This is a genomic window from Burkholderia paludis (assembly GCF_000732615.1).
Taxonomy (GTDB): domain Bacteria; phylum Pseudomonadota; class Gammaproteobacteria; order Burkholderiales; family Burkholderiaceae; genus Burkholderia; species Burkholderia paludis.
On record NZ_JPGL01000020.1, the window covers coordinates 38,928 to 60,549 of the forward strand.

Sequence of the window (21,622 nt, forward strand, 5' to 3'; positions counted from 1 at the left end):
CTTTCACGCAGCTGCGAGCGCCATGAAATTCCTGTTCGATCTGTTTCCGATCATCCTGTTTTTTGCCGCCTTCAAGGTCTGGGGCATCTTCACCGCCACGGCTGTCGCGATCGTCGCGACGCTGGCCCAGGTCGCGTGGGTGGCCTTCCGGCACCGGAAGGTCGACACGATGCTGTGGGTCAGCCTCGGCGTGATCGTCGTCTTCGGCGGCGCCACCCTCGTCCTGCATGACGAGAAATTCATTCAATGGAAACCGACTGTGCTGTACTGGCTGTTTGCGATCGGGCTGCTCGCCGCGCGCTATGCGTTCGGCAACAACCTGATCGAGAAGATGATGGGCAAGCAGCTCACGCTGCCGCACCCCGTGTGGGACAAGCTGAACGTCGCATGGGCGCTGTTCTTCGCGGTGCTCGGCGTCGCGAACCTGTACGTGGTGCACAACTTTACCGAATCGCAGTGGGTGAACTTCAAGCTGTTCGGCACGACGGGCGCAATGGTCGTGTTCATCATCCTGCAGAGCCTGTGGCTCACGAAGTACCTGAAGGACGAGTGACATGACGGACGCCTTTCTCCACGCCTCGCCCGACGAGCGCATCGCCCTGATCGAAGCGCGCCTCACCGCGTCGCTCGCCCCGCTGTCGCTCGCCGTGCGCGACGACAGCGCGCAGCACGCGGGCCACGCCGGCGCGTCCTCCGGCGGCCATTACACGGTCACGATCGTGTCGGCCGCCTTCGCGGGCAAGCCGCGCGTCGCGCGGCACCGGCTGGTGTATGATGCGCTCGCCGATGCGATGCAGCGCGGCATTCACGCGCTTGCGATCGTGGCTTACACGCCCGAAGAATTCAACGAATCTTCAATCTAGTCTCATTAGGAATTCCCGATGATCCTGAAATCCCCCCGCCTGTGGGTTGCGGCGGCCGCATTCGCGGCGGCACCGGCATTTGCCCAGAACATCGCCGTCGTCAACGGCACGCCGATTCCGAAATCGCGCGCCGACGCGATGGTCGCGCAGCTCGTCCAGCAAGGACAGACCGACGGCCCGCAACTGCAGCAGGCCGTGCGCCAGGAACTCGTGAACCGCGAAATCCTGATGCAGGAAGCGATCCGCGAAGGCATCCCGAACCGTCCGGACGTGAAGGCGCAGGTGGCAGTCGCGCAGCAGACCGTCGTGCTGCGTTCGATGATCGAGAACTTCCTGAAGAAGAACCAGCCGACCGACGCCGAGGTGAAGGCGCGTTACGACGAGCTCGTCAAGGGCGTCGGCGGCAACCGCGAATATCACCTGCACCACATCCTCGTCGACAACGAGCAGCAGGCGAAGGACCTGATCGCGAAGATCAAGGCCGGCGCGAAGTTCGAGGATCTCGCGAAGCAATACTCGAAGGATCCGGGTTCGGGCAAGAACGGCGGCGATCTCGACTGGTCGGACCCGAAGGCGTACGTGCCGGAATTCGCGGCGGCCGCGCAGAAGCTGCAGAAAGGCCAGATGACCGATGCCCCGGTGAAGACGCAGTTCGGCTGGCACATCATCCGCGTCGACGACATCCGCGACATCGCACCGCCGCCGCTCGAGCAGGTGAAGGCGCAGATCGCGCAGCAACTCGTGCAGCAGAAGCTGCAGGCGTTCGAGGAAGGCCTGCGCCAGCAGGCGAAGATCCAGTAACGCCCGCGCACGCCGTACGCGCAGATCGAAAGGCCGCTCCTCGGAGCGGCTTTTTGTTTTGGCGCGCGGCGTGCGTGCGGCCGCCTTGGCCGCCGTGCAATAAAAAAGCCGCTCCGAAGAGCGGCCATCGTCACACCGGCCGGCAACCGGCCGCCCCGCCGCGTTCGCTAAGCGGGATAGAACACGTCGTGATAGCGAACGGCACCCGACGGCCGCGGAGCGACTGCGTCGAACGACTGCGCGAGGAAATACTCGGGCGGCACGTCCGGAAACACGATGTCGCCGGACGGCTCGAACCCGAACCGCGCGTAGTACGCGGGATCGCCGAGCACGACGCAGCCGCGCGCGCCCAGCCGGCGCAACGCGTCGAGCGCCGTGCGCACCAGCCCCGCGCCGACGCTCTGCCGCTGGCATTCGGGCAGCACCGCGAGCGGCGCCAGCCCGTACCAGCCCTGGTTGCCGGACGGTTCGCCGCCGATCGACACCGGCGAGCACGCGACGTGACCGATGATGCGGCCGTCGCGCTCCGCGACGAGCGAGACGCTCAACGCACCGTCCGCGCGCAGCGCGTCGACGATCCGCCGCTCGAACTCGCCGCCCTGCGGCTCGCCCGCGAACGCGGCGACGATCACGCGGCCGATCGCATCGACGTCGCGCTTGCGCTCGTCGCGCAACGTGACGACCTCGACGGGTGCGTTCGGATCGACCATCATCCGTGTCAGCCGATCCAGCGGCGCGCGTTGCGGAACACGCGCATCCACGGGCTCGCCTCACCCCAGCCTTCCGGGTGCCAGCTCATCGCGACCGTACGGTGCACGCGCTCCATGTGCGGCATCAGCACCGAGAAGCGGCCGTCGGCCGTCGTGACCGACGTGATGCCGGCCGGCGACCCGTTCGGATTGAACGGATAGCGCTCGGTCGCTTCGCCGCGATGGTCGACGAAACGCATCGAAACCGCGACGCGATCGATGTCGCCCTGCTGCGAGAAGTCCGCATAGCCTTCGCCGTGCGCGACCGCGACCGGAATCCGCGAGCCTTCCATCCCCGCGAAGAAGATCGACGGCGATTGCTGCACCTCGACGAACGAGAAACGCGCCTCGAACTGCTCGGACTTGTTGCGCGTGAACTTCGGCCATGCTTCGGCGCCCGGGATCATCGATGCGAGGCTCGACAGCATCTGGCAGCCATTGCAGATGCCGAGCGCGAACGTGTCGGGACGCGCGAAGAATGCCGAGAACATGTCGGCGAGGTTCGCGTTGAAGCGGATCGTCTTCGCCCAGCCTTCGCCCGCGCCCAGAACGTCACCGTACGAGAAGCCGCCGCATGCGACCGCGCCCGCGAAATCGGCGAGCGTCGCACGGCCGGCGAGCAGGTCGCTCATGTGCACGTCGTGCGCATCGAAGCCCGCGCGGTCGAACGCGTAAGCCGTCTCGAGATGCGAGTTCACGCCCTGCTCGCGCAGGATCGCGACGCGCGGACGCGCGCCCGTCGCGATGAACGGCGCGGCGACGTCGTCGGCCGGATCGAAACCCAGCACCGGCGAAATGCCCGGATCGGCCGCGTCGAGCAGCGCGTCGTATTCGGCATCCGCGCACGCGGGGTTGTCCCGCAGGCGCGCGATGCGCCAGCTCACTTCGCTCCATGCGCGATGCAGTTCGACGCGCGGTGCGTCGAAGACCTTCTTCGCATCGCGGTACACCTCGATCACGTCGCGATCGTTCACCGACCCGATCACGTGCGAGCACGTCGACAGGCCAAACTCGCGCAATACGCCGAGCACTGCGTCGCGGTCGGCCGAACGCACCTGCACGACGGCGCCGAGTTCCTCGGAGAACAGCGCGCGCAGCGTGCGGTCGTCGCGGCGGCCGCTCGTCTGCTTGGCCCAGTCCTTCGCGTCGCCGTAGTCGGATTCGTGATTCGGGTCGAGCGTCAGCATGTCGACGTTCAGCGACACGCCCGTGTGGCCCGCGAACGCCATTTCGCACACCGTCGCCCACAGGCCGCCGTCCGAGCGGTCGTGGTACGCCAGCAGCTTGTCCTGCGCATTGAGCGACTGGATCGCGTCGAAGAAACGCTTCAGGTCTTGCGCGTCGTCGACGTCCGGCGTGGCGTCGCCGACCTGCTGCGTGACCTGCGCGAAGATGCTGCCGCCCATCCGGTTCTTGCCGCGGCCGAGATCGATCGCGATCAGCACGCTGTCGCCGGCATCGGCGGCGCGGCGCAGTTGCGGCGTCAGGTGACGGCGCACATCCTCGACCGGCGCGAACGCGGAAATGATCAGCGACACCGGCGACACGACTTCCTTCGCGACGCCCTGCTCGTCCCACTTCGTCTTCATCGACAGCGAATCCTTGCCGACCGGGATGCCGATCCCGAGCGCCGGGCACAGCTCCATGCCGATCGCCCTGACCGTGTCGAACAGCGCGGCGTCCTCGCCGGCGGTGCCGCATGCGGCCATCCAGTTGGCCGACAGCTTCAGCTTGTCGAGCGACGCGATCGGCGCGCTCGCGATGTTCGTGATCGCCTCGCCGACCGCCATGCGGCCCGATGCCGGCGCGTCGATCACCGCGAGCGGCGTGCGCTCGGCCATCGTCATCGCCTCGCCCTTGAAGCCCTTGTAGTCGAGCGCGGTGACCGCGCAGTCGGCCACCGGCACCTGCCACGGGCCCACCATCTGGTCGCGCACCGACGTGCCGCCGACCGAACGGTCGCCGATCGTGATCAGGAACGACTTGCTGCCGACCGTCGGGTGCTTCAGCACGTCGACCGCGACTTCCGACAGCGCGATGCCCGTCACGTCGACCGGCGCGCGCTCGGTCGCCACGCGCGCGACGTCGCGATGCATGCGCGGCGGCTTGCCGAGCAGCACTTCCATCGGCATGTCGACCGGGTATTCGTCGGCGCCGGTCGCCTCGTCGTCGACGAGTTTCAACTGGCGTTCGTCGGTCGCGACACCGACCACCGCGAACGGGCAACGCTCACGTACGCAGATCGCCTCGAAGCGCGGCAGGTCGGCCGGCGCGATCGCCAGCACGTAGCGCTCCTGCGCTTCGTTCGACCAGATTTCGCGCGGCGACAGGCCCGATTCCTCGAGCGCGACCTTGCGCAGCTCGAAGCGTGCGCCCTTGCCGGCGCCGTCGACGATTTCGGGGAACGCGTTCGACAGGCCGCCCGCGCCGACGTCGTGGATGCTCAGGATCGGGTTGTCCGCGCCGAGCTGCCAGCAGCCGTTGATCACTTCCTGCGCGCGCCGCTCGATTTCGGGGTTGCCGCGCTGCACCGAGTCGAAGTCGAGTTCGGCCGTGTTCGCGCCGGTCGCCATCGAGCTCGCGGCGCCGCCGCCCATGCCGATCCGCATGCCGGGGCCGCCGATCTGGATCAGCAGCGAGCCTGCCGGCACGTCGTGCTTGTGCGTATGTTGATCGGCGATGTTGCCGAGGCCGCCCGCGATCATGATCGGCTTGTGATAGCCGCGCACCTGGCCGTCGACGTTCTGCTCGTACACACGGAAGTAGCCGCCGAGGTTCGGGCGGCCGAATTCGTTGTTGAACGCGGCGCCGCCGAGCGGGCCGTCGATCATGATCTGCAGCGGCGACGCGATGCGGTCCGGACGGCCGTACGGGCCGTGTGCGTCGTTCGGGTTGCGCTCACCGACCGGCTGGGCCGCATCGCGTGCGTTTTCCCACGACTGGCGTGCGTCGGGCAGATCGAGGTTCGACACGGTGAAGCCCGTGAGGCCGGCCTTCGGGCGCGCACCGCGGCCCGTCGCGCCTTCGTCGCGGATCTCGCCGCCCGCGCCGGTCGCCGCGCCCGGGAACGGCGAGATCGCCGTCGGGTGGTTGTGCGTCTCGACCTTCATCAGCGTGTGCGTGAGCTCGGTGTGGCGGCCGTAGCGCTCGCCCGGCTCGCCGGTCGCGCCCGCGTTGCGCGGGAACCAGCGCTCGGCTTCGGCGCCGACCATGATCGACGAGTTGTCCGAATACGCGACGATCGTGCCCTGCGGGCTCAGCTTCTCGGTGTTGCGGATCATCGCGAACAGCGACATGTCCTGCGCCTCGCCGTCGATCGTCCATTGCGCGTTGAAGATCTTGTGGCGGCAGTGCTCGCTGTTCGCCTGCGCGAACATCATCAGTTCCACGTCGGTCGGGTTGCGTTCGAGCTTGCGGAACGCGTCGACCAGGTAGTCGATCTCGTCGTCGGCGAGCGCCAGGCCCAGCTCGACGTTCGCGCGTTCGAGCGCGCCGCGGCCCACGCCCAGCACGTCGACGCTCGTCAGCGGCTTGGCCGGCAGTTCGTCGAACAGGTGCTTCGCGTCGTCGCGCGCCGCGACCACGCTTTCGGTCATCCGGTCATGCAGCGCGGCCGCGACGGCTGCGCGCGCGTCGTCGGACAGCGCCTTCTTGCCGCCGAGCAAGCCCGACTTCAGCGTGACCGTGAACTCGACGCCGCGCTCGATGCGGCGCACGCGCGTGAGGCCGCAGTGCTGCGCGATGTCGGTCGCCTTGCTCGCCCACGGCGAAACCGTGCCGAAGCGCGGCAGTACGACGAAGGTCTCGGCCGCGCCCTTCTCGGCCGCCGGCACGAACGGCGCGCCGTAGTGCATCAGCGCGTCGATGCGCGCGCTGTCGTCGGCCGTCAGCGGCTCGGCAGCATTGACGAAGTGCAGGAACTGGCCGCGCACCGCGACGATGTTGCCGTCGATTTGCCTGAGCGTGTCGAGCAGACGGGTTTGACGGAAATCGGAGAGGGCCGAAGCGCCGGGAAAACACGAGAAGTGAGCCATGGGCTGGACTGACGTCGATGAGTCGCGCGAGGTGGCGACGTGGGGCGAAAGGAAGGCCGTAATTATACCCGGAAGTCGGTCGCCCAAGACCGGCCGATCGGCGGCCCGCATGCACCGCAACGGTGCCGCGCCGCGCGCCGCGCCCGGCGGGCCGCCGGGCCGGCCCGCGCAGGCGCGGCGGCCGGGGCGCGCGGCGCGATGGCCCGGCGCGTGCTCGCGCGGCGCCGGTTCCCGCGATTTTGGCGCTATCATTCCGGGTTCACCGGGCCGGGGCCCTCAGCGAATTCTCACCGGACGGCGCATGCGCGCCGCCCGTCATCGAAGCAATCCATGGATGTCATCGTCATCGGCGGCGGAATCAGCGGCGTCGCCACCGCCTACCAGTTGCGCGCGGCCGGCCACCACGTGTGCGTGGTCGAGCGCCACGCGACCGTCGCGCAGGGTTCGACCTACGGCGACGGCGGCGCGCTGCTGCCGAGCCCGCTCGACGTCTGGTTCGGCCCGACCTTCATGCGCCAGCGCCAGCCGCGCGACAGCGGCATCATCTACAAGCCGGGCTTCAACGGCGGTGTGCGCCGCTTCGTCAAGCAACTCGGCGCGCTGCGCGATCCCGACGCGTTCGCCGCCCAGTACGCGCGGCTGCGCCCGCTGATCGACGCATCGCGCGACGCACTCGCCGACATCGAGGCGCGCCTCAAGCTCGAATTCGAGCAGAAAGCCGGCATCCTGCACGTCGTGCGCAACCCGCGCGACTGGGAAGCGCTGCAGCCCGCGCTCGACCTGCTGCGCACGCTCGACCAGCCGTACCGCCCGCTCACCGCCGACGAATGCGCGGCGCTCGAGCCGTCGGTGCCCGCCGAACCCGGCTTCGCCGGCGGCGTGCTGCTCGAGACCGAACGCACCGGGAACTGCCCGCTGTTCACGAAACTGGTCAAGCAAACCCTCGACGAGCATGGCGTGCAGTTCCGCTTCGGCGCCAACGTCGCCGCGATCCGTGTCGACACCGGCCGCGCCGCGGTAGAGCTCGTGCCACCGGGCCACCGCAACGCGTCGAACGCGCGCGCGGTCGACGTGATTTCCGCCGACGCGATCGTGGTCGCCGCGGGCGTCGGCAGCCTGCCGCTGCTCGAACGGCTGGGCTGGCGCCCGCCGCTGCATCCGGTGCGGGTCCATACGCTCACCGCGCCGATCGCCTACGAAGAATACGCGCCGCACATGAACGTCGTCGATTCGATCAAGCGAATCTCGATCACGCGCACCCATCAGCGGCTACGCGTCGGCGGAGGCGCCGTGCTGCAGAGCCGGCAAGACACCGCGAAACCGCTCGCCGAGCCGCTGTCCGAGGCCGCGCTCGCGCTGCTCGGCCAGGCCGTCCACGACTGGGCGCCCGGCGCCGCGAGGATCTCGGCCGCCCTGTCCTGGCAAGGCACGCAGTTGCTGTCCCCGGACGGCCTGCCGGTCGTGGGTCCGACCCCGCATCCGCGCGTGTTCGTCAACTTCGGGCATGGCCCGGCCGGCTGGGGGCTCGCGTGCGGGTCTGCTAAAGTGGTGACCGACTACCTCGGCGGCGACGTGCAGCACTGGCCCGCCGATACGCTCGCCGCGCTGCGCGCCGGGCGCTTCACGACCTGAGCGCCGCGGGCTCGTCCCCGGCAGCCGCCCTGCCAGCCGCCACGACCCCGCGATGACCACGACCCGCCCGCTTCCCGATTCCGATCCGATCGCGCTGCTGCGCGTCGCCGACCTGCGTGCGGCCGAAGCCGACGCCGCCGCGGCGCTGCCGCCGCACACGCTGATGGGGCGCGCAGGCGCGGCCGCCGCGCGCTGGCTGTCCGAGCGCGCCGCCGGCGACGACCGCCCCGTGTGGTTCGCGGTCGGCCCCGGCAACAACGGCGGCGACGCGCTGGTTGCCGCCGCGCATCTTCAGCAGCTCGGCGTCGCGACCCAGGCGTGGATGCCCGTGCCGGTGAAACCCGACGATGCGCAATGGGCGCTCGGCCTCGCACGCGCGGCCGGCGTACCGTTGTCGGCCACGCCGCCCGCATCGCTGGACGGCTATGCGTGGGTCGTCGACGGGCTGTTCGGCATCGGCCTCGGCCGCGCGCTCGACGGCGCCTTCGCCGTGCAGGCCGCCCGCATCGCCGCGCATGCGCGCAGCGGCGGCCGCGTGCTCGCGCTCGACGTCCCGAGCGGGCTCGACGGCGACACGGGGCAGATCGTCGGCGCGGGCGCCGCCGTCGCCGCTACCCACACGCTCACCTTCATCGGCGCGAAGCCGGGCCTTTACACCGGCGAAGGCCGCGATCTCGCCGGCGAGATCGAGGTCGCCTCGCTCGACGTCGCGCCGCCCGCCGCGCCGGCCATCGTGCTGAATGCACCCGCGCGGTTCGCCGCGGCGCTGCCCGCACGCGCCTTCGCGTCCCACAAGGGCACGTACGGCAGCCTCGCGGTGCTCGGCGGCGACACGGGCATGTGCGGCGCGCCGATCCTCGCCGCGCGCGCCGCGCTGTTCACGGGCGCCGGCAAGGTGCACGTCGGCTTCCTCGGCGCCGGCGCACCGCCGTACGACCCGCCGTTCCCCGAACTGATGCTGCATCCGGCCGACAGCCTTGCGCTCGACGCGATGACCGCGATCGCGGCCGGCTGCGGGCTCGGCACGCGCGAAGCCGCGGCGACCCTCGTGCGCGACGTGCTTGCGCACGACGCCGCGACGCTGCTCGATGCCGACGCGCTGAACCTCGTGGCGACCCATGCCGATCTCGCGGCCGCCGTCGCCGCGCGCGGTGCGCGCGGCAATCCCTGTGTACTGACGCCGCATCCGCTCGAAGCCGCTCGGCTGCTCGGCTGCGATACCGCAACGGTCCAGCGCGACCGCATCGCGGCCGCGCAGGCGCTCGCCGCGCGCCATGCGGCCATCGTCGTGCTGAAAGGCTCGGGCACGGTGATCGCGGCGCCCGACGGCCGCGTGACGATCAACCCGACCGGCAACGCGGCGCTTGCCACGGGCGGCACCGGCGACGTGCTCGGCGGCCTGATCGGCGCATGGCTCGCGCAACGCGTCGCACCCTACGAGGCGGCGCTTGCGGGCGTCTACCTGCACGGCCTCGCGGCCGACACGCTGACCGCGCAGGGCACCGGCCCGGCCGGGCTCACGGCCGGCGAACTCGCGCCTGCGGTGCGTGCACTGATCAACCGCCTTTTTTACCCGTCGCCGCGCGCCGACACATAACGCCGCTATACTGACTGCCCCGCCGCACGGCGGCCCCCTTGTCCGCCGGCCTTCCGATTCCGCCGGGCCGGCGCGGCATTTCCCGATTCACGCCTCACTCGAACCGCCATGACGCTGAATTCGTTCCCCGCCTGGACTGCCCTTCAATCCCACTTCGGGCAGATCCGTCACGCCCGGCTGCGCGACTGGTTCGCGCCGGAAAACGACCGTGCGCCGACCCGCGCCGAGCGCTTCACGCTCGCGGGCGGCGGTCTCGCGGCCGACTTCTCGAAGAACCGCATCAACGACGACACGCTGCGCCTGCTCGTGCAGCTCGCGCGCGACGCGGGCGTCGAAGCGCGCCGCGACGCGATGTTCGCGGGCGAGATCGTCAACCCGACCGAAGGCCGTGCCGCGCTGCACACCGCGCTGCGCGCGACCGACCCGCACGCGCCGTTCCACGCACAGATCAGCGCCGAGCGCGCGAAGATGGCGACCTTCGCACGCGCCGTGCGCGGCGGCACGTGGACGGGCTACACCGGCAAGCGCATCCGCCACGTGATCAACATCGGCATCGGCGGTTCCGATCTCGGGCCGAAGATGGTCGTGCACGCGCTGCACCACGTCGCGACGCCGGAGATCTCCACCCACTTCGTATCGAACGTCGACGGCGCCGATCTCGCGCGCGTGCTCGAGCAGGTCGACCCGGAGGAAACGCTCGCGATCATCGTGTCGAAGACCTTCACGACGCTCGAGACGATGACCAACGCACGCTCGCTGCGCGACTGGTTCGTCGCGCGCGGCTGCCCCGAGGACGCGCTCGCGAAGCACTTCGTCGGCGTTTCGGCAAACCCGGCCGAAGTCGTGAAATTCGGCATCGCCGCGGACAACGTGTTCGAAATGTGGGACTGGGTCGGCGGCCGCTATTCGCTGTGGTCGGCGGTCGGCCTGTCGATCATGATCGCGATCGGCCCCGAGCAGTTCGACGAGCTGCTGGCCGGCGCGAACGACATGGACCGCCATTTCCGCGAAGCGCCGCTCGAGCGCAACCTGCCGGTGCTGCTCGGCCTGATCGGCATCTGGTACCGGAACTTCTTCGGTTCGCAGAGCTATCTCGTCGCGCCGTATTCGGAAGCACTGCACTACCTGCCGTCGTACCTGCAGCAGCTCGAGATGGAAAGCAACGGCAAATCCGCGCGCCTGGACGGCACCTTCGTCGACTACCCCACCTCGGCGGTCACGTGGGGCGAGCCGGGCACCAACGGCCAGCATGCGTTCTTCCAGATGCTGCACCAGGGGCCGACGATCGTGCCGATCGACTTCATCGCGGTGCTGACGCCCGAGCACCCGCTCGCGAGCCATCATCCGAAGCTGCTCGCGAACTGCTTCGCGCAGAGCGAGGCGCTGATGCTCGGCCGCACGCTCGAGGAAGCGCGCGAGGTTGCCGGGCCCGGCAAGGAGGCGCTCGCGCCGCACCTGACGTTCCCCGGCAACCGCCCGACCACGACGCTGCTCGTCGACGCGCTGACGCCGCGCACGCTCGGCGCGCTGATCGCGCTTTACGAGCACAAGGTGCTCGTGCAGGCGACGATCTGGGACATCAACCCGTTCGACCAATGGGGCGTGGAACTCGGCAAGATCCTCGGCAAGGTCGTCGAAGCCGACCTGACGGCCGGGTCGCTCGATCCCGCGAAGCACGATTCGTCGACCACCGCGCTGATCGAGCGCGCACGCTCGGCGCTCAAGCGCTGACGCGACGGCGTCGCATGCTTGCCGGCGGCACGGCAGGAACCGCGCGGCCGGCGAAAAGATTCACGCGCCGCGCTGCTCGGCGTGCGGCTCGACGATACGCCCGGCGTCGAGCGTCACGGTCGTCGCGCAGCGACGCGCGAGTTCGGCATCATGCGTGACGAGCACGAGTGTTGCGCCGTGCGTGCGGTTCAGTTCGAACATCAGGTCGATGACGGCATGCCCCGTCGCCGCGTCGAGGCTGCCGGTCGGTTCGTCGGCGAACAGGACCGCCGGACGCGTGACGAACGCGCGCGCGAGCGCGACACGCTGCTGTTCGCCGCCCGACAGCAGCTTCGGATAGTGCGCGGTGCGCTCGCCGAGACCGACCTGCACGAGCAGCGCCCGTGCGCGCTCGGCGGCATCGCGCGCGCCGATGCCGCCCTGCAGCTCGAGCGGCAGCATCACGTTCTCGAGCGCGGTCAGGTGCGGCATCAACTGGAACGACTGGAACACGAACCCCACTGCGCCGTTGCGCAGCGCGGCGCGCGCATCCTCGTCGAGCTGGTCGAGCGCGCGGCCGAGCAGGCGAACCGTGCCGCTCGTCGCGCTGTCCAACCCCGCAAGCAGGCCGAGCAGCGTCGATTTGCCCGACCCCGATGCGCCGACGATCGCCAGGCTGCTGCCCGGCCGCACGGCGAGCGAGATGCCGTCGAGGATCGTCAGCTCGCCCGTCGCATCGGCGACCCGCTTGCACACGTCATGGACTTCGATGATCGGATCGGTAATCTTGAACATGGACACGACATTTCGCTGGAAAAGACGCGCGGCACTCGCCGCGCTGCTGGGCACCCTGCTGGCCGCCACCGCGCCGGCACACGCCGCGACGCCGGCGGCGACCTCGGGCCAGCCCGTGATCGTCGTGCTCGGCGACAGCCTGTCGGCCGAATACGGGCTGCCGCGCGACACCGGCTGGGTGGCGCTGCTGCGGCAACGGCTCACGACCGAGCGAATCGATTATAGCGTCGCGAACGCAAGCGTCAGCGGCGACACCACGAGCGGCGGCCGCGCGCGGCTGCCCGCGGTGCTGCAACGGCTCAAGCCGTCGATCGTTGTCGTCGAGCTCGGCTCGAACGATGCGCTGCGCGGCGTGCCGCTCGCGACCACCGAGCAGAACCTGCGCGACATCATCGCCGGCGCACGGCAGGCGCAGGCCAGGGTCGTGCTGGTCGGCATGTACGTGCCGCCCAATTACGGCCCCGACTACACGCAGAAGTTCCATGCCGTCTACGCGCGGCTGTCGAAGGATCTTGCCGTGCCGCTCGTGCCGTTCCTGCTGGCCGGCATCGAGAACAGGCCCGAGATGTTCCAGGCCGACCAGATGCATCCCGCGCAACAGGCACAGGGCATCCTGCTCGACAACGTCTGGCCGGCGCTGAAGCCGCTGCTCGGCAAGCCGCGCGGCTGAGCGCACCGCGCCGCCCAAAAACAAAAAGCCCCGCGTGAAGCGGGGCTTTTCGTTGCGTGCGAAACGCGGCTCAGTTGTCGCCGTCCTGCGACTGGCTGGCCGTCGAACCGTACAGCTTCACCTTCGAGCGATCGCGCAGCGCGGCAAGGTACGCCTCACCTTCGCTCTGCGCATCGACCTGCGCCATCTGCTGCTGCGCGGCCGCCAGTTGCTGCGGATCGACCGCCGAGCCCGGGATCACTGCGTTCACGCGGTAGATCGCATAGCCGTCCGCGCCGAGATCGACGCCGACATAGGCCGGCAGCGTCTTCGCATCGACCTTGTACACGGCGCTCAGCGCAGCCGGCGTCAGGCCCTGCGACTGCGTGCGGGATACCTTCTGCGCGGCGGCAAACCCGTCGGCCGACTTCGACTTCTGCAGCTCGGCGAGCTTCGCGACACCGTCCTTCTTCGCGAGCACAGCGGCCTGCTCGGCGATGACCTTCTGGCGCACGGCATCCTTGATCGCGTCGAGCGCGGGCACGGCTGCCGGCTTGTAGTCGGTCACGCGCGCCGAGATCAGCGTGTTGTTGCCGACGTCGATCGCCTGCGTGTTGTTCTGGCCCTTCACCGCGTCGTTCGCGAACACCGCGGCCAGGAACTTCGGATAGTTCAGCGGGCTCGTCGGCGGCAACTGCGGATTCGGCGTCGGCGTGACGGTGGCCGTCTGGATCGTCAGCTTGTACTTGTCCGCGGCCGGCTGCAGCGTCTTCGCCTTTTCATAGACGGTCGACGTGAAGCCTTCCGCGTTGTCCGAGAACGCCTTCGCCGCGTACTGCTGCTTCAGGTCGGCTGCGATCTGGTCCTTCACGTCCGCGAACGGCTTGACGGCCGCCGGCTTCACTTCGGTCGCCTTCAGGATATGGAAGCCGAGATCCGACTGCACGACACCGCTCACGTCGCCCTGCTTGAGCGCGAACGCGGCGTCGTCGAACGCCTTGCCGCCCGCGGTCGAGCCACGCGCGATGAAGCCGAGGTCGCCGCCCTTCGCGGCCGACGGCGCGTCCTGCGAGTTCTTCTGCGCGATCTGCGCGAACTGGTCCGGATGGGCCTTCACGTCGGCCAGCAGCTGGTCGGCCTTGGCCTTCGCCGCAGCCTTGTCGGCCGCGCTGGCGCTGCCGGGCGCGGCGATGAAGATGTGGCTCACGCGAACCTGCGCTTCGGTGCGGAAGTGCGTCGGATTGTCGTCGTAGAACTTCTTGATGTCCGCATCGGTCGGCTGCGCACCGGCGGCCGCCGCGGCCGGCGAATAGACGAGGTACTGGATCGTTGCCGTCTCGGGCGTCGCGAAGCTCTGCTTGTGCGCGTCATAGTATGCGGCGAGCTGCGCGTCGGTCGGCTGGACCTTCGCAGCGAAATCGCTCGTCTTCAGCACGAGCGCCTGCACTTCGCGCTGCTGCGCGGCGAGTTCGGACAGGCGTTGCGCGAGGCTCTTAGGCGTGAACGCGCTCGACACGATGCTGGCCGGAATCTGCTGCAGCGCGAGGCTGTAGCGCACGCGCTCCTGGTACTGCTCGGGCGTCATCCCCTGGAACGACAGCAACTGGGCATAGCGCTCGACGTCGATCGAACCGTCGGGCTTCTTCAGCGACGCGATCATCGGGTCGCTCATCAGCGCTTCGCGCACGGCATTGTCGGAGGCGGTCAGGTGCAGGCGCTGGGTCTCGTCGGCCAGCACGCGTTGCTGGATCAGGCCGTCGAGCACCTGCTTGCGGTGTTCGGGCGTGTCGAGCATCTTGATGTCGAACTGCCCGCCGAGCGCCTGACGCGCCTGGTCGATCTGCTGGCGGAAGGCGCCGTCGAATTCGACCCGCGTGATCTTGTGCCCGTTGACTGCCGCGACGTTCGCGCTGTCGTCGAAGAAGCCGCGGAAGCCTTGAATCCCGACGAAACCCAACCCCGGCAACACGATCAGGAGCAGGAGAGCCATCATCAGGCGCTGGTGGTTACGAAAGAAATCGAGCATGCGTGACGGGTAATTTGGACAAAACGCCTGATATTACAACAGCAGGCCCCCAAAAAGCGAAACGGACTGCCCCGCCGCCCGGCGATCGGCGCCGCGCGACAGCCCGGCAACGGGTTCGCGCACGACGGGATGGGACGCCTAAGAACGTGCCCGCGCGAGGCGGTCGCGGCCCCGAGGTCCGCCGGAGCCACGGCGATACCGGCACGGCGCACGCCTCGCATCCTCCACGCCACCGACCGCCGTCGCGCCCTGAAATCCTTTGGCATCAAGGGCGTAGCCGGGAATCCGGGGCGCGCCGGCGTCGCCCGCCGCCCGCTCAGAAAAGCAATTCGATATGCTCGAAGAGCCTTCGGTTCTCGAGCGCCGCGGAACGGCTGCGCTTGCGGATGGCCTGGGACAGACAGTCGACGAAACACTGGCTGGCCGTGCTGCGCATGGCGTTATGCAGACCGATGATCGCGACCTGGTTGGCCTCGAAGCGCTCGTCCAGTTCGAGCGGCTGCGCCCAGCCATGCATCGTATCGGTGAGCAGCAACGGCCTGGGGCAATGGCTGAGCATGTCGTTGTGGCGAACCAGCTGCAGCAGCAACGAATTCGAATGCGCGCAATACAGGCGGGAGCGGTCGATCGCGGCGCCGTGCTGCCAGAAGATGCTGTGCATCATGCCGTCGTAGCTGCTCGCCGTATAGTTCACGGCCCAGTCGTGATCGAGCAGGTCGTGAATCGAGCGCCGGTCCGCCAGCGGATGCCCGCGTCGGGCGACCACGCACGATTCGTACGAGAACAGCCGTTCGTGATCGAACTCCCGACTCGACACCACCGACGTGAGCGGCACGACCGACAGATCCAGCGTGCCCTCCCGGAGCCGCGGCAACGCGACGGCCGTCAGGCCCTCGAACATCTCGAGCTGCACCCGCGGCATCTGCGCGCGAAACAGCCTGACCGTCTCGCTCATGAACGTCAGCATGACCAGCGGCGTCACCGCGACCGTCAGCTTGCCGGACTGGTCGCCCCGCAGCCGGGCCAGCTCGTCGTCCGCCCGGTCGAGCTGCCCGACGATCAGCCGTGCGTGGCGCAGCAGCGCATGCCCGGCGTCGGTGAAGCTCACGCCGCTCGAACTGCGCGAGAGCAGCGTGAGCTTCTGCTCGTTCTCGAGCTCCCGCAACGCCTTGGTCGCCGCCGCCTGGGACACCCCGAGCAGCCTGGAGGCCGCCCGGATGCTGCCTGCGTCGGCAACCGCCACCAACGCCTGGATCTGGTGAATTTTCATACGACGCTCGCGCAAATCACGGTGATAACTGTTGGTTGTCTATATAACCATATTGCGGCTTCCGGCGGAAAAGCGCGCTGCCTATGATGGGCGCCGTCTCGACCCTCCAACGCATCCGGAAACGCCATGCCTACCCCGATCGACGAATTCGTGCCGCAAGGCATGTGCGACATCGAACGCGAGATGATCGCCTTGCGCAGGCTGATTCACTCGCGTCCCGAATTGAGTTTCGAGGAATTCGATACGAGCCGGCTGGTCGCGGAATGCCTGACGCGCTGGGGATACGACGTGCACGAAGGCATCGGCGGCACCGGGGTGGTCGGCATGCTGCGCAACGGCGCAGGCCGCACGATCGGCCTGCGCGCCGACATGGATGCGCTGCCGATCGTGGAGGCCACCGGGTTGCCCTATGCGAGCACCAACGTCGGCGTCATGCATGCATGCGGTCACGACGGCCATACGGCGATGCTGCTCGCCGCCGCGCAATACCTCGCGCGGAACCGCGGCTTCGCCGGCACCGTTTGCATGATTTTCCAGCCGGCCGAGGAAAGCGGCGGCGGCGCGCTACGGATGCTGGAAGACGGATTGCTCGACCGATTCCCGTGCGACGCGGTATTCGCGATGCACAACATGCCCGGGCTGCCGGCCGGTCGCTTCGGCTTCCGGAGCGGCGCGTTCATGGCGTCGGCCGATACGGTCAGGATCAGAATCGTCGGCTACGGCGGGCACGGCGCCGTTCCGCACAAGACGATCGATCCGGTCGTCGCGGCCGCGTCACTGGTCATGGCCCTGCAAACGATCGTCGCCCGAAACGTCGATCCGCTCGCAACCGCCATCGTGACGGTCGGGTCGATTCATGCCGGTAGCGCACCGAACATCGTTCCCGACACTGCCGCCATCGAGCTATCGGTGCGCGCCCTCGACCCGGGCATACGCGACTTGCTGCAAGCGCGCATCACGGCACTGGCCCATGCGCATGCGGAGGGTTACGGCGCACGGGCGGAAGTCGATTACGCGCGCGGCTACCCGGTGCTCGTCAACCATCCCGAGCCGACCCGCCTGGCGGAATCGGTCGCACGCGACTGGCTCGACGCGGACGGCCTCGTCGGCGACATGAATCCGATCACGAACAGCGAGGATTTCGCGTACGTGCTCGAACGCTGCCCCGGATGTTACCTGCTGATCGGCAACGGTGAAGGCAAGGGAGGATGCATGGTGCACAACCCGGGCTACGACTTCAACGACGACATCCTGACGATCGGTGCAAGTTACTGGGTTCGCCTCGTCGAGCGCTTCCTCGGCTAACCCCGGACACGAACGACGCAGGCAGACGCCGTCGCCTGCTTGCGGTTGTGCCAAGCGTCGACGGCAAGCTATCCGGGAAACACAGGCCGATGCGCCCCCGGTATGGAGACACCATGAAATCCCTGATATTTCGCAGCCTGCTGGCGCTCTGCGCCATTCCGCTCATGGCGTCGGCCGCCGATCCTCAAACGTTGCGCTTCGGCATCGACCCGACGTATCCGCCATTCGAATCGAAGCGCCCGGACGGGTCGTTCGTCGGCTTCGACGTCGATCTCGGCAACGCGATCTGCGCGAACCTGCATGTGCGCTGCATCTGGGTCGAGCAGAGTTTCGATGCCATGATTCCTGCGCTGAAGGCGCGCAAGTTCGACGCGATCCTGTCGGCGATGACGGCCACGCCCGCGCGCCGTCAACAGATCGATTTCTCGGATCGCCTGTATTCCGGGGCGCCACGATTGATCGCCCGCGCGGGCTCCCGCCTGCAACCGACGGCGGAATCCCTGAAAGGCCGCCGGATCGGCGTACAGCAAGGCTCGGTGCAGGAAAGCTATGCGATGGCCGAATGGGCGTCGAAAGGCGTCCAGGTGATTGCTTACCCGGGCACCGACCAGCTCTACCAGGACCTCGCGACCGGCCGCCTCGACGCCTCGTTCCAGACGGCGATCCAGGCGGACATCGGCTTCCTGCGCACGCCGCGCGGCAAGGCATTTGCGTTCGCCGGCGCGGAGATCGACGACAGGCGAGCATCGGGAGACGGCGTCGCGATCGGCATCCGCAAGGACGACAAGGCGCTGGCCGACAGGATCAACCGGGCGATCGCCGCAATTCGCAAGAACGGCGAGTACGACACGCTCGCACGCAAGTACTTCTCGTTCGACATCTACGGCAACTGAGGCGGCGCCCGCCCCTCGGGGCGACGGAAGGAAGGTATCGAAGCGCGGCATCCATCACGGCATGCGGCGGACGGCTCGACAAATGCGCCATGCATTCGCGCGCCGTGTTCGGACGACAGATCAGCGGGTATGCCGTGCAGGCATGCCTAACGCGCGACGAACCTGACGCCAGTCTCGCCTGCGTCCCGCAGGCAGCGGCTACGGCTGCGCATGCAGGTGCTCAGCCCGTCGGCAGCTTGCTCCGCACCGCAGCCTCGCTGCTCATCAGCGTGCGCAACCGGAAACGCAAATGAAAAAGCCCGCACGAGGCGGGCTTCTTCATTTTCTGGCGGAGCGGACGGGACTCGAACCCGCGACCCCCGGCGTGACAGGCCGGTATTCTAACCGACTGAACTACCGCTCCTTGGTCTGGCTGAATCTGGAAACTGGTGGGTGCTGAGGGGTTCGAACCCCCGACCTACGCCTTGTAAGGGCGCCGCTCTACCAGCTGAGCTAAGCACCCGTTTCCGATTCGTTCTGGCTGCGATCTGCGTTTCGGCATCAACAACCAGCGAGCCCGCAAGTTTAATTCATACCCGATCATTTTGCCAAGCCCGGACGTGAATTATTTTTCATGCTCGCACACACGGTGGTATCGATACGCATAAAAAAACCCGCGGACGCGCCGCGGGTTTCGTGAACACCTTCTGGAAGTACGGCGTTCGGTGCGTCAGTGCTTGACGAATTCCGTCGAGCCGGCATCCTTCGCCGCATCGGCGACCGGTGCCGCCGCCTTCGCCTCTTCTTCCGGCGGCAGCGGCGTCGGCGAACGCTCGAGCGCGAGTTCGAGCACCTTGTCGATCCAGCGGACCGGCACGATCTCGATCGCGTTCTTCACGTTGTCCGGAATCTCGGCGAGATCCTTCACGTTCTCTTCCGGGATCAGCACGAGCTTGATGCCGCCGCGATGCGCCGCCAGCAGCTTTTCCTTCAGCCCGCCGATCGGCAGCACTTCGCCACGCAACGTGATTTCGCCCGTCATCGCGACATCGGCACGCACGGGGATACCCGTCAGCACCGACACCAGCGCGGTCGTCATCGCACCGCCGGCGGACGGACCGTCCTTCGGCGTCGCGCCTTCCGGTACGTGAATGTGAATGTCCTGCTTCTCGAACGCCTCGTCCTTGATGCCCAGACGGCGCGAACGCGAGCGCACGACCGACCGAGCCGCCTCGACCGATTCCTTCATCACGTCGCCGAGCGAACCCGTGCGGATCACGTTGCCCTTGCCCGGCATCACCGCGGCTTCGATCGTCAGCAGATCGCCGCCGACTTCCGTCCACGCGAGGCCCGTCACCTGACCGACCTGGTTTTCCTTCGCCGCCAGGCCGAAGTCGTACTTGCGCACGCCGAGGAACGTGTCGAGGTTGTCGCCGTCGACCTTGATCGCGCCCGATGCCTTCTTCAGCAGCAGCATCTTCACGACCTTGCGGCAGATCTTCGACACTTCCCGCTCGAGCGAACGCACACCGGCTTCACGCGTGTAGTAGCGGATGATGTCGCGGATCGCCTGCTCGGTCACCTCGATCTCGCCTTCCTTCAGCCCGTTGTTCTTCTTCTGCTTCGGCAGCAGGTAACGCTGGGCAATGCTGACCTTCTCGTCTTCCGTGTAGCCCGACAGACGGATCACTTCCATCCGGTCGAGCAGCGGCGGCGGGATGTTCAGCGAGTTCGACGTCGCGACGAACATCACGTCCGACAGGTCGAAGTCGACCTCGATGTAGTGGTCGGCGAACGTGTGATTCTGTTCCGGATCGAGCACTTCGAGCAGCGCCGACGACGGATCGCCGCGGAAATCCATGCCCATCTTGTCGACTTCGTCGAGCAGGAAGAGCGGATTGCGCACGCCGACCTTCGTGAGGCTTTGCAGGATCTTGCCCGGCATCGAGCCGATATACGTACGGCGGTGGCCGCGGATCTCGGCTTCGTCACGCACGCCGCCGAGCGCCATCCGGACGAACTTGCGGTTCGTCGCACGGGCGATCGACTGGCCGAGCGAGGTCTTGCCGACGCCCGGAGGCCCGACGAGGCACAGGATCGGCGCCTTGACCTTGTCGACGCGCTGTTGCACCGCGAGATACTCGAGGATCCGTTCCTTGACCTTCTCGAGGCCGAAGTGATCCTCGTCGAGCACCTGCTCGGCGTTCGACAGGTCGTTGTTGACCTTGCTCTTCTTGCGCCACGGCAGGCCGATCAGCGTGTCGATGTAGTTGCGCACGACGGTGGCTTCCGCCGACATCGGCGACATCAGCTTCAGCTTCTTCAGCTCGGCGTCGGCCTTCTTTTTCGCTTCCTTCGGCATGCGCGCGGCGTTGATGCGCTTCTCGAGTTCCTCGAGATCGGCACCTTCCTCGCCCTCGCCCAGTTCCTTCTGGATCGCCTTGACCTGTTCGTTCAGGTAGTACTCGCGCTGGCTCTTTTCCATCTGGCGCTTCACGCGCCCGCGGATGCGCTTTTCGACCTGCAGGATGTCGATCTCGGCTTCGAGCTGTGCGAGCAGGTGCTCGAGCCGCTCGATGACCGGGAACATCTCCAGGATGTGCTGCTTCTGGTCGAGCTTCAGCGGCAGGCGCTCGGCGATCATGTCGGCGAGGCGGCCTGCTTCATCGATGCCCGACAGCGACGTGAGGATCTCCGGCGGGATCTTCTTGTTCAGCTTCACGTACTGGTCGAACTGCGACACGATCGCACGGCGCAGCGCTTCAGTTTCGGCGCTGTCGGCATGATCGGGTTCGAGCGGCATTACGTCGCAGGAGAATTGCGTCTCCTGTTCCTCGATCGACAACGCCTTCGCGCGCTGCAGGCCCTCGACGAGCACCTTGACGGTGCCGTCCGGCAGCTTCAGCATCTGCAGGATGTTGGCGATACAGCCGACCTCGTACATGTCCTTTTCGGTCGGTTCGTCCTTGGCCGCGGTTTTCTGGGCGACGAGCATGATGTGCTTGCCGCCTTCCATCGCTGCTTCGAGGGCCTTGATCGACTTCGGCCGGCCCACGAAGAGCGGAATCACCATGTGCGGGAAAACGACGACATCCCGCAGCGGCAGCAGCGGGAGCGTGATGCGTTCCGGCGGGAGAAGTTGGGTGCCTGACATTTCATTTCCCCATGAGTGGAATCAATTGTTCGGTAATTGAGGCCGCCACAACGAATTGCAAGCCTTCAAGTGCGGGAAATATTCGGTAAGAAAGTAACCACCGCGTGTCGAGTCAGAGTTACCCACAAGATAAACGAAAAAAAGCCGCCCACGGTCTCATGAACG

At 67.7% G+C, this 21,622-nt stretch carries 15 protein-coding genes and 2 tRNA genes; 9 read left to right on the forward strand and 8 right to left on the reverse strand.

Annotated features, from left to right (window positions below):
- Nucleotides 1–22: 22 nt before the first annotated feature.
- From GQ56_RS0114090 to GQ56_RS0114100, 3 genes are read left to right on the forward strand one after another with little or no spacing between them, the layout of a single operon-like run.
- Complete coding sequence (locus GQ56_RS0114090; protein ID WP_011352350.1) at nucleotides 23–553, forward strand: septation protein A; 531 nt, start codon at nucleotides 23–25, stop codon at nucleotides 551–553.
- 1 nt (nucleotide 554) lies between these two features.
- Nucleotides 555–863, forward strand: a complete 309-nt coding sequence (locus GQ56_RS0114095; RefSeq protein ID WP_031399273.1) for a BolA family protein — start codon at nucleotides 555–557, stop codon at nucleotides 861–863.
- Between the two features lie 18 nt (nucleotides 864–881).
- Complete coding sequence (locus GQ56_RS0114100) at nucleotides 882–1,664, forward strand: peptidylprolyl isomerase (protein ID WP_031399274.1); 783 nt, start codon at nucleotides 882–884, stop codon at nucleotides 1,662–1,664.
- Nucleotides 1,665–1,831: 167 nt separating this feature from the next.
- On the opposite strand, the gene GQ56_RS0114105 is transcribed toward GQ56_RS0114100, so the two are convergent.
- Nucleotides 1,832–2,377, reverse strand: a complete 546-nt coding sequence (locus GQ56_RS0114105) for a GNAT family N-acetyltransferase (protein WP_031399275.1) — start codon at nucleotides 2,375–2,377, stop codon at nucleotides 1,832–1,834.
- 5 nt (nucleotides 2,378–2,382) lie between these two features.
- Nucleotides 2,383–6,447 carry a phosphoribosylformylglycinamidine synthase gene (gene purL / locus GQ56_RS0114110; protein ID WP_031399276.1) on the reverse strand — a complete coding sequence of 1,355 codons (4,065 nt, stop codon included), beginning with the start codon at nucleotides 6,445–6,447 and terminating at the stop codon, nucleotides 2,383–2,385.
- A 330-nt stretch (nucleotides 6,448–6,777) separates the two neighbouring features.
- Here purL and GQ56_RS0114115 point away from each other — a divergent pair, with 330 nt between their 5' ends.
- The 3 genes from GQ56_RS0114115 to pgi all read left to right on the forward strand — a co-directional run bounded on the left by GQ56_RS0114115 (nucleotide 6,778) and on the right by pgi (nucleotide 11,407).
- Nucleotides 6,778–8,079: an FAD-dependent oxidoreductase gene (locus GQ56_RS0114115; RefSeq protein WP_031399277.1), complete on the forward strand. Its 1,302-nt coding sequence runs from the start codon at nucleotides 6,778–6,780 to the stop codon at nucleotides 8,077–8,079.
- 52 nt (nucleotides 8,080–8,131) lie between these two features.
- Nucleotides 8,132–9,676: an NAD(P)H-hydrate dehydratase gene (locus tag GQ56_RS0114120; RefSeq protein ID WP_031399278.1), complete on the forward strand. Its 1,545-nt coding sequence runs from the start codon at nucleotides 8,132–8,134 to the stop codon at nucleotides 9,674–9,676.
- A 108-nt stretch (nucleotides 9,677–9,784) separates the two neighbouring features.
- Nucleotides 9,785–11,407, forward strand: a complete 1,623-nt coding sequence (pgi, locus tag GQ56_RS0114125) for a glucose-6-phosphate isomerase (protein ID WP_031399279.1) — start codon at nucleotides 9,785–9,787, stop codon at nucleotides 11,405–11,407.
- 60 nt (nucleotides 11,408–11,467) lie between these two features.
- On the opposite strand, the gene GQ56_RS0114130 is transcribed toward pgi, so the two are convergent.
- Nucleotides 11,468–12,181 (reverse strand): ABC transporter ATP-binding protein, encoded by a 714-nt coding sequence (locus GQ56_RS0114130; RefSeq protein WP_031399280.1) that lies wholly within the window; start codon nucleotides 12,179–12,181, stop codon nucleotides 11,468–11,470.
- Between GQ56_RS0114130 and GQ56_RS0114135 the strand changes: the two genes are divergently transcribed.
- Nucleotides 12,180–12,851: an arylesterase gene (locus GQ56_RS0114135; protein ID WP_031399281.1), complete on the forward strand. Its 672-nt coding sequence runs from the start codon at nucleotides 12,180–12,182 to the stop codon at nucleotides 12,849–12,851. The genes GQ56_RS0114130 and GQ56_RS0114135 overlap by 2 nt on opposite strands.
- Nucleotides 12,852–12,921: 70 nt before the next feature.
- On the opposite strand, the gene GQ56_RS0114140 is transcribed toward GQ56_RS0114135, so the two are convergent.
- Entirely contained in the window at nucleotides 12,922–14,856 is a 1,935-nt protein-coding gene (locus GQ56_RS0114140; protein WP_031399282.1) for a SurA N-terminal domain-containing protein, read from the reverse strand.
- 316 nt (nucleotides 14,857–15,172) lie between these two features.
- Nucleotides 15,173–16,126: a LysR substrate-binding domain-containing protein gene (locus GQ56_RS0114145; RefSeq protein WP_031399283.1), complete on the reverse strand. Its 954-nt coding sequence runs from the start codon at nucleotides 16,124–16,126 to the stop codon at nucleotides 15,173–15,175.
- Nucleotides 16,127–16,252: 126 nt separating this feature from the next.
- Here GQ56_RS0114145 and GQ56_RS0114150 point away from each other — a divergent pair, with 126 nt between their 5' ends.
- Entirely contained in the window at nucleotides 16,253–17,431 is a 1,179-nt protein-coding gene (locus GQ56_RS0114150) for a M20 aminoacylase family protein (RefSeq protein WP_031399284.1), read from the forward strand.
- Nucleotides 17,432–17,544: 113 nt separating this feature from the next.
- Nucleotides 17,545–18,324, forward strand: a complete 780-nt coding sequence (locus GQ56_RS0114155) for an ABC transporter substrate-binding protein (protein WP_031399285.1) — start codon at nucleotides 17,545–17,547, stop codon at nucleotides 18,322–18,324.
- A gap of 326 nt (nucleotides 18,325–18,650) precedes the next feature.
- Here GQ56_RS0114155 and GQ56_RS0114165 read toward each other — a convergent pair.
- The 3 genes from GQ56_RS0114165 to lon form a co-directional block, all read right to left on the reverse strand.
- Nucleotides 18,651–18,727: transfer RNA gene (locus GQ56_RS0114165), tRNA-Asp, on the reverse strand.
- A 23-nt stretch (nucleotides 18,728–18,750) separates the two neighbouring features.
- Nucleotides 18,751–18,826: transfer RNA gene (locus tag GQ56_RS0114170), tRNA-Val, on the reverse strand.
- A 207-nt stretch (nucleotides 18,827–19,033) separates the two neighbouring features.
- Nucleotides 19,034–21,457 (reverse strand): endopeptidase La, encoded by a 2,424-nt coding sequence (gene lon / locus GQ56_RS0114175; RefSeq protein WP_031399286.1) that lies wholly within the window; start codon nucleotides 21,455–21,457, stop codon nucleotides 19,034–19,036.
- Between the last annotated feature and the right edge of the window lie 165 nt (nucleotides 21,458–21,622).

Bases quoted from the DNA above. Each gene is read 5' to 3' on its own strand.
- GQ56_RS0114120 (WP_031399278.1), top strand. From the start codon at position 8,132: ATGACCACGACCCGCCCGCTTCCCGATTCCGATCCGATCGCGCTGCTG.
- GQ56_RS0114115 (WP_031399277.1), top strand. From the start codon at position 6,778: ATGGATGTCATCGTCATCGGCGGCGGAATCAGCGGCGTCGCCACCGCC.
- GQ56_RS0114155 (WP_031399285.1), top strand. From the start codon at position 17,545: ATGAAATCCCTGATATTTCGCAGCCTGCTGGCGCTCTGCGCCATTCCG.
- purL (WP_031399276.1), bottom strand. From the start codon at position 6,447: ATGGCTCACTTCTCGTGTTTTCCCGGCGCTTCGGCCCTCTCCGATTTC.
- GQ56_RS0114130 (WP_031399280.1), bottom strand. From the start codon at position 12,181: ATGTTCAAGATTACCGATCCGATCATCGAAGTCCATGACGTGTGCAAG.
- GQ56_RS0114140 (WP_031399282.1), bottom strand. From the start codon at position 14,856: ATGCTCGATTTCTTTCGTAACCACCAGCGCCTGATGATGGCTCTCCTG.
- GQ56_RS0114105 (WP_031399275.1), bottom strand. From the start codon at position 2,377: ATGATGGTCGATCCGAACGCACCCGTCGAGGTCGTCACGTTGCGCGAC.
- lon (WP_031399286.1), bottom strand. From the start codon at position 21,457: ATGTCAGGCACCCAACTTCTCCCGCCGGAACGCATCACGCTCCCGCTG.
- GQ56_RS0114150 (WP_031399284.1), top strand. From the start codon at position 16,253: ATGCCTACCCCGATCGACGAATTCGTGCCGCAAGGCATGTGCGACATC.
- GQ56_RS0114135 (WP_031399281.1), top strand. From the start codon at position 12,180: ATGGACACGACATTTCGCTGGAAAAGACGCGCGGCACTCGCCGCGCTG.
- GQ56_RS0114100 (WP_031399274.1), top strand. From the start codon at position 882: ATGATCCTGAAATCCCCCCGCCTGTGGGTTGCGGCGGCCGCATTCGCG.
- GQ56_RS0114090 (WP_011352350.1), top strand. From the start codon at position 23: ATGAAATTCCTGTTCGATCTGTTTCCGATCATCCTGTTTTTTGCCGCC.
- pgi (WP_031399279.1), top strand. From the start codon at position 9,785: ATGACGCTGAATTCGTTCCCCGCCTGGACTGCCCTTCAATCCCACTTC.
- GQ56_RS0114145 (WP_031399283.1), bottom strand. From the start codon at position 16,126: ATGAAAATTCACCAGATCCAGGCGTTGGTGGCGGTTGCCGACGCAGGC.
- GQ56_RS0114095 (WP_031399273.1), top strand. From the start codon at position 555: ATGACGGACGCCTTTCTCCACGCCTCGCCCGACGAGCGCATCGCCCTG.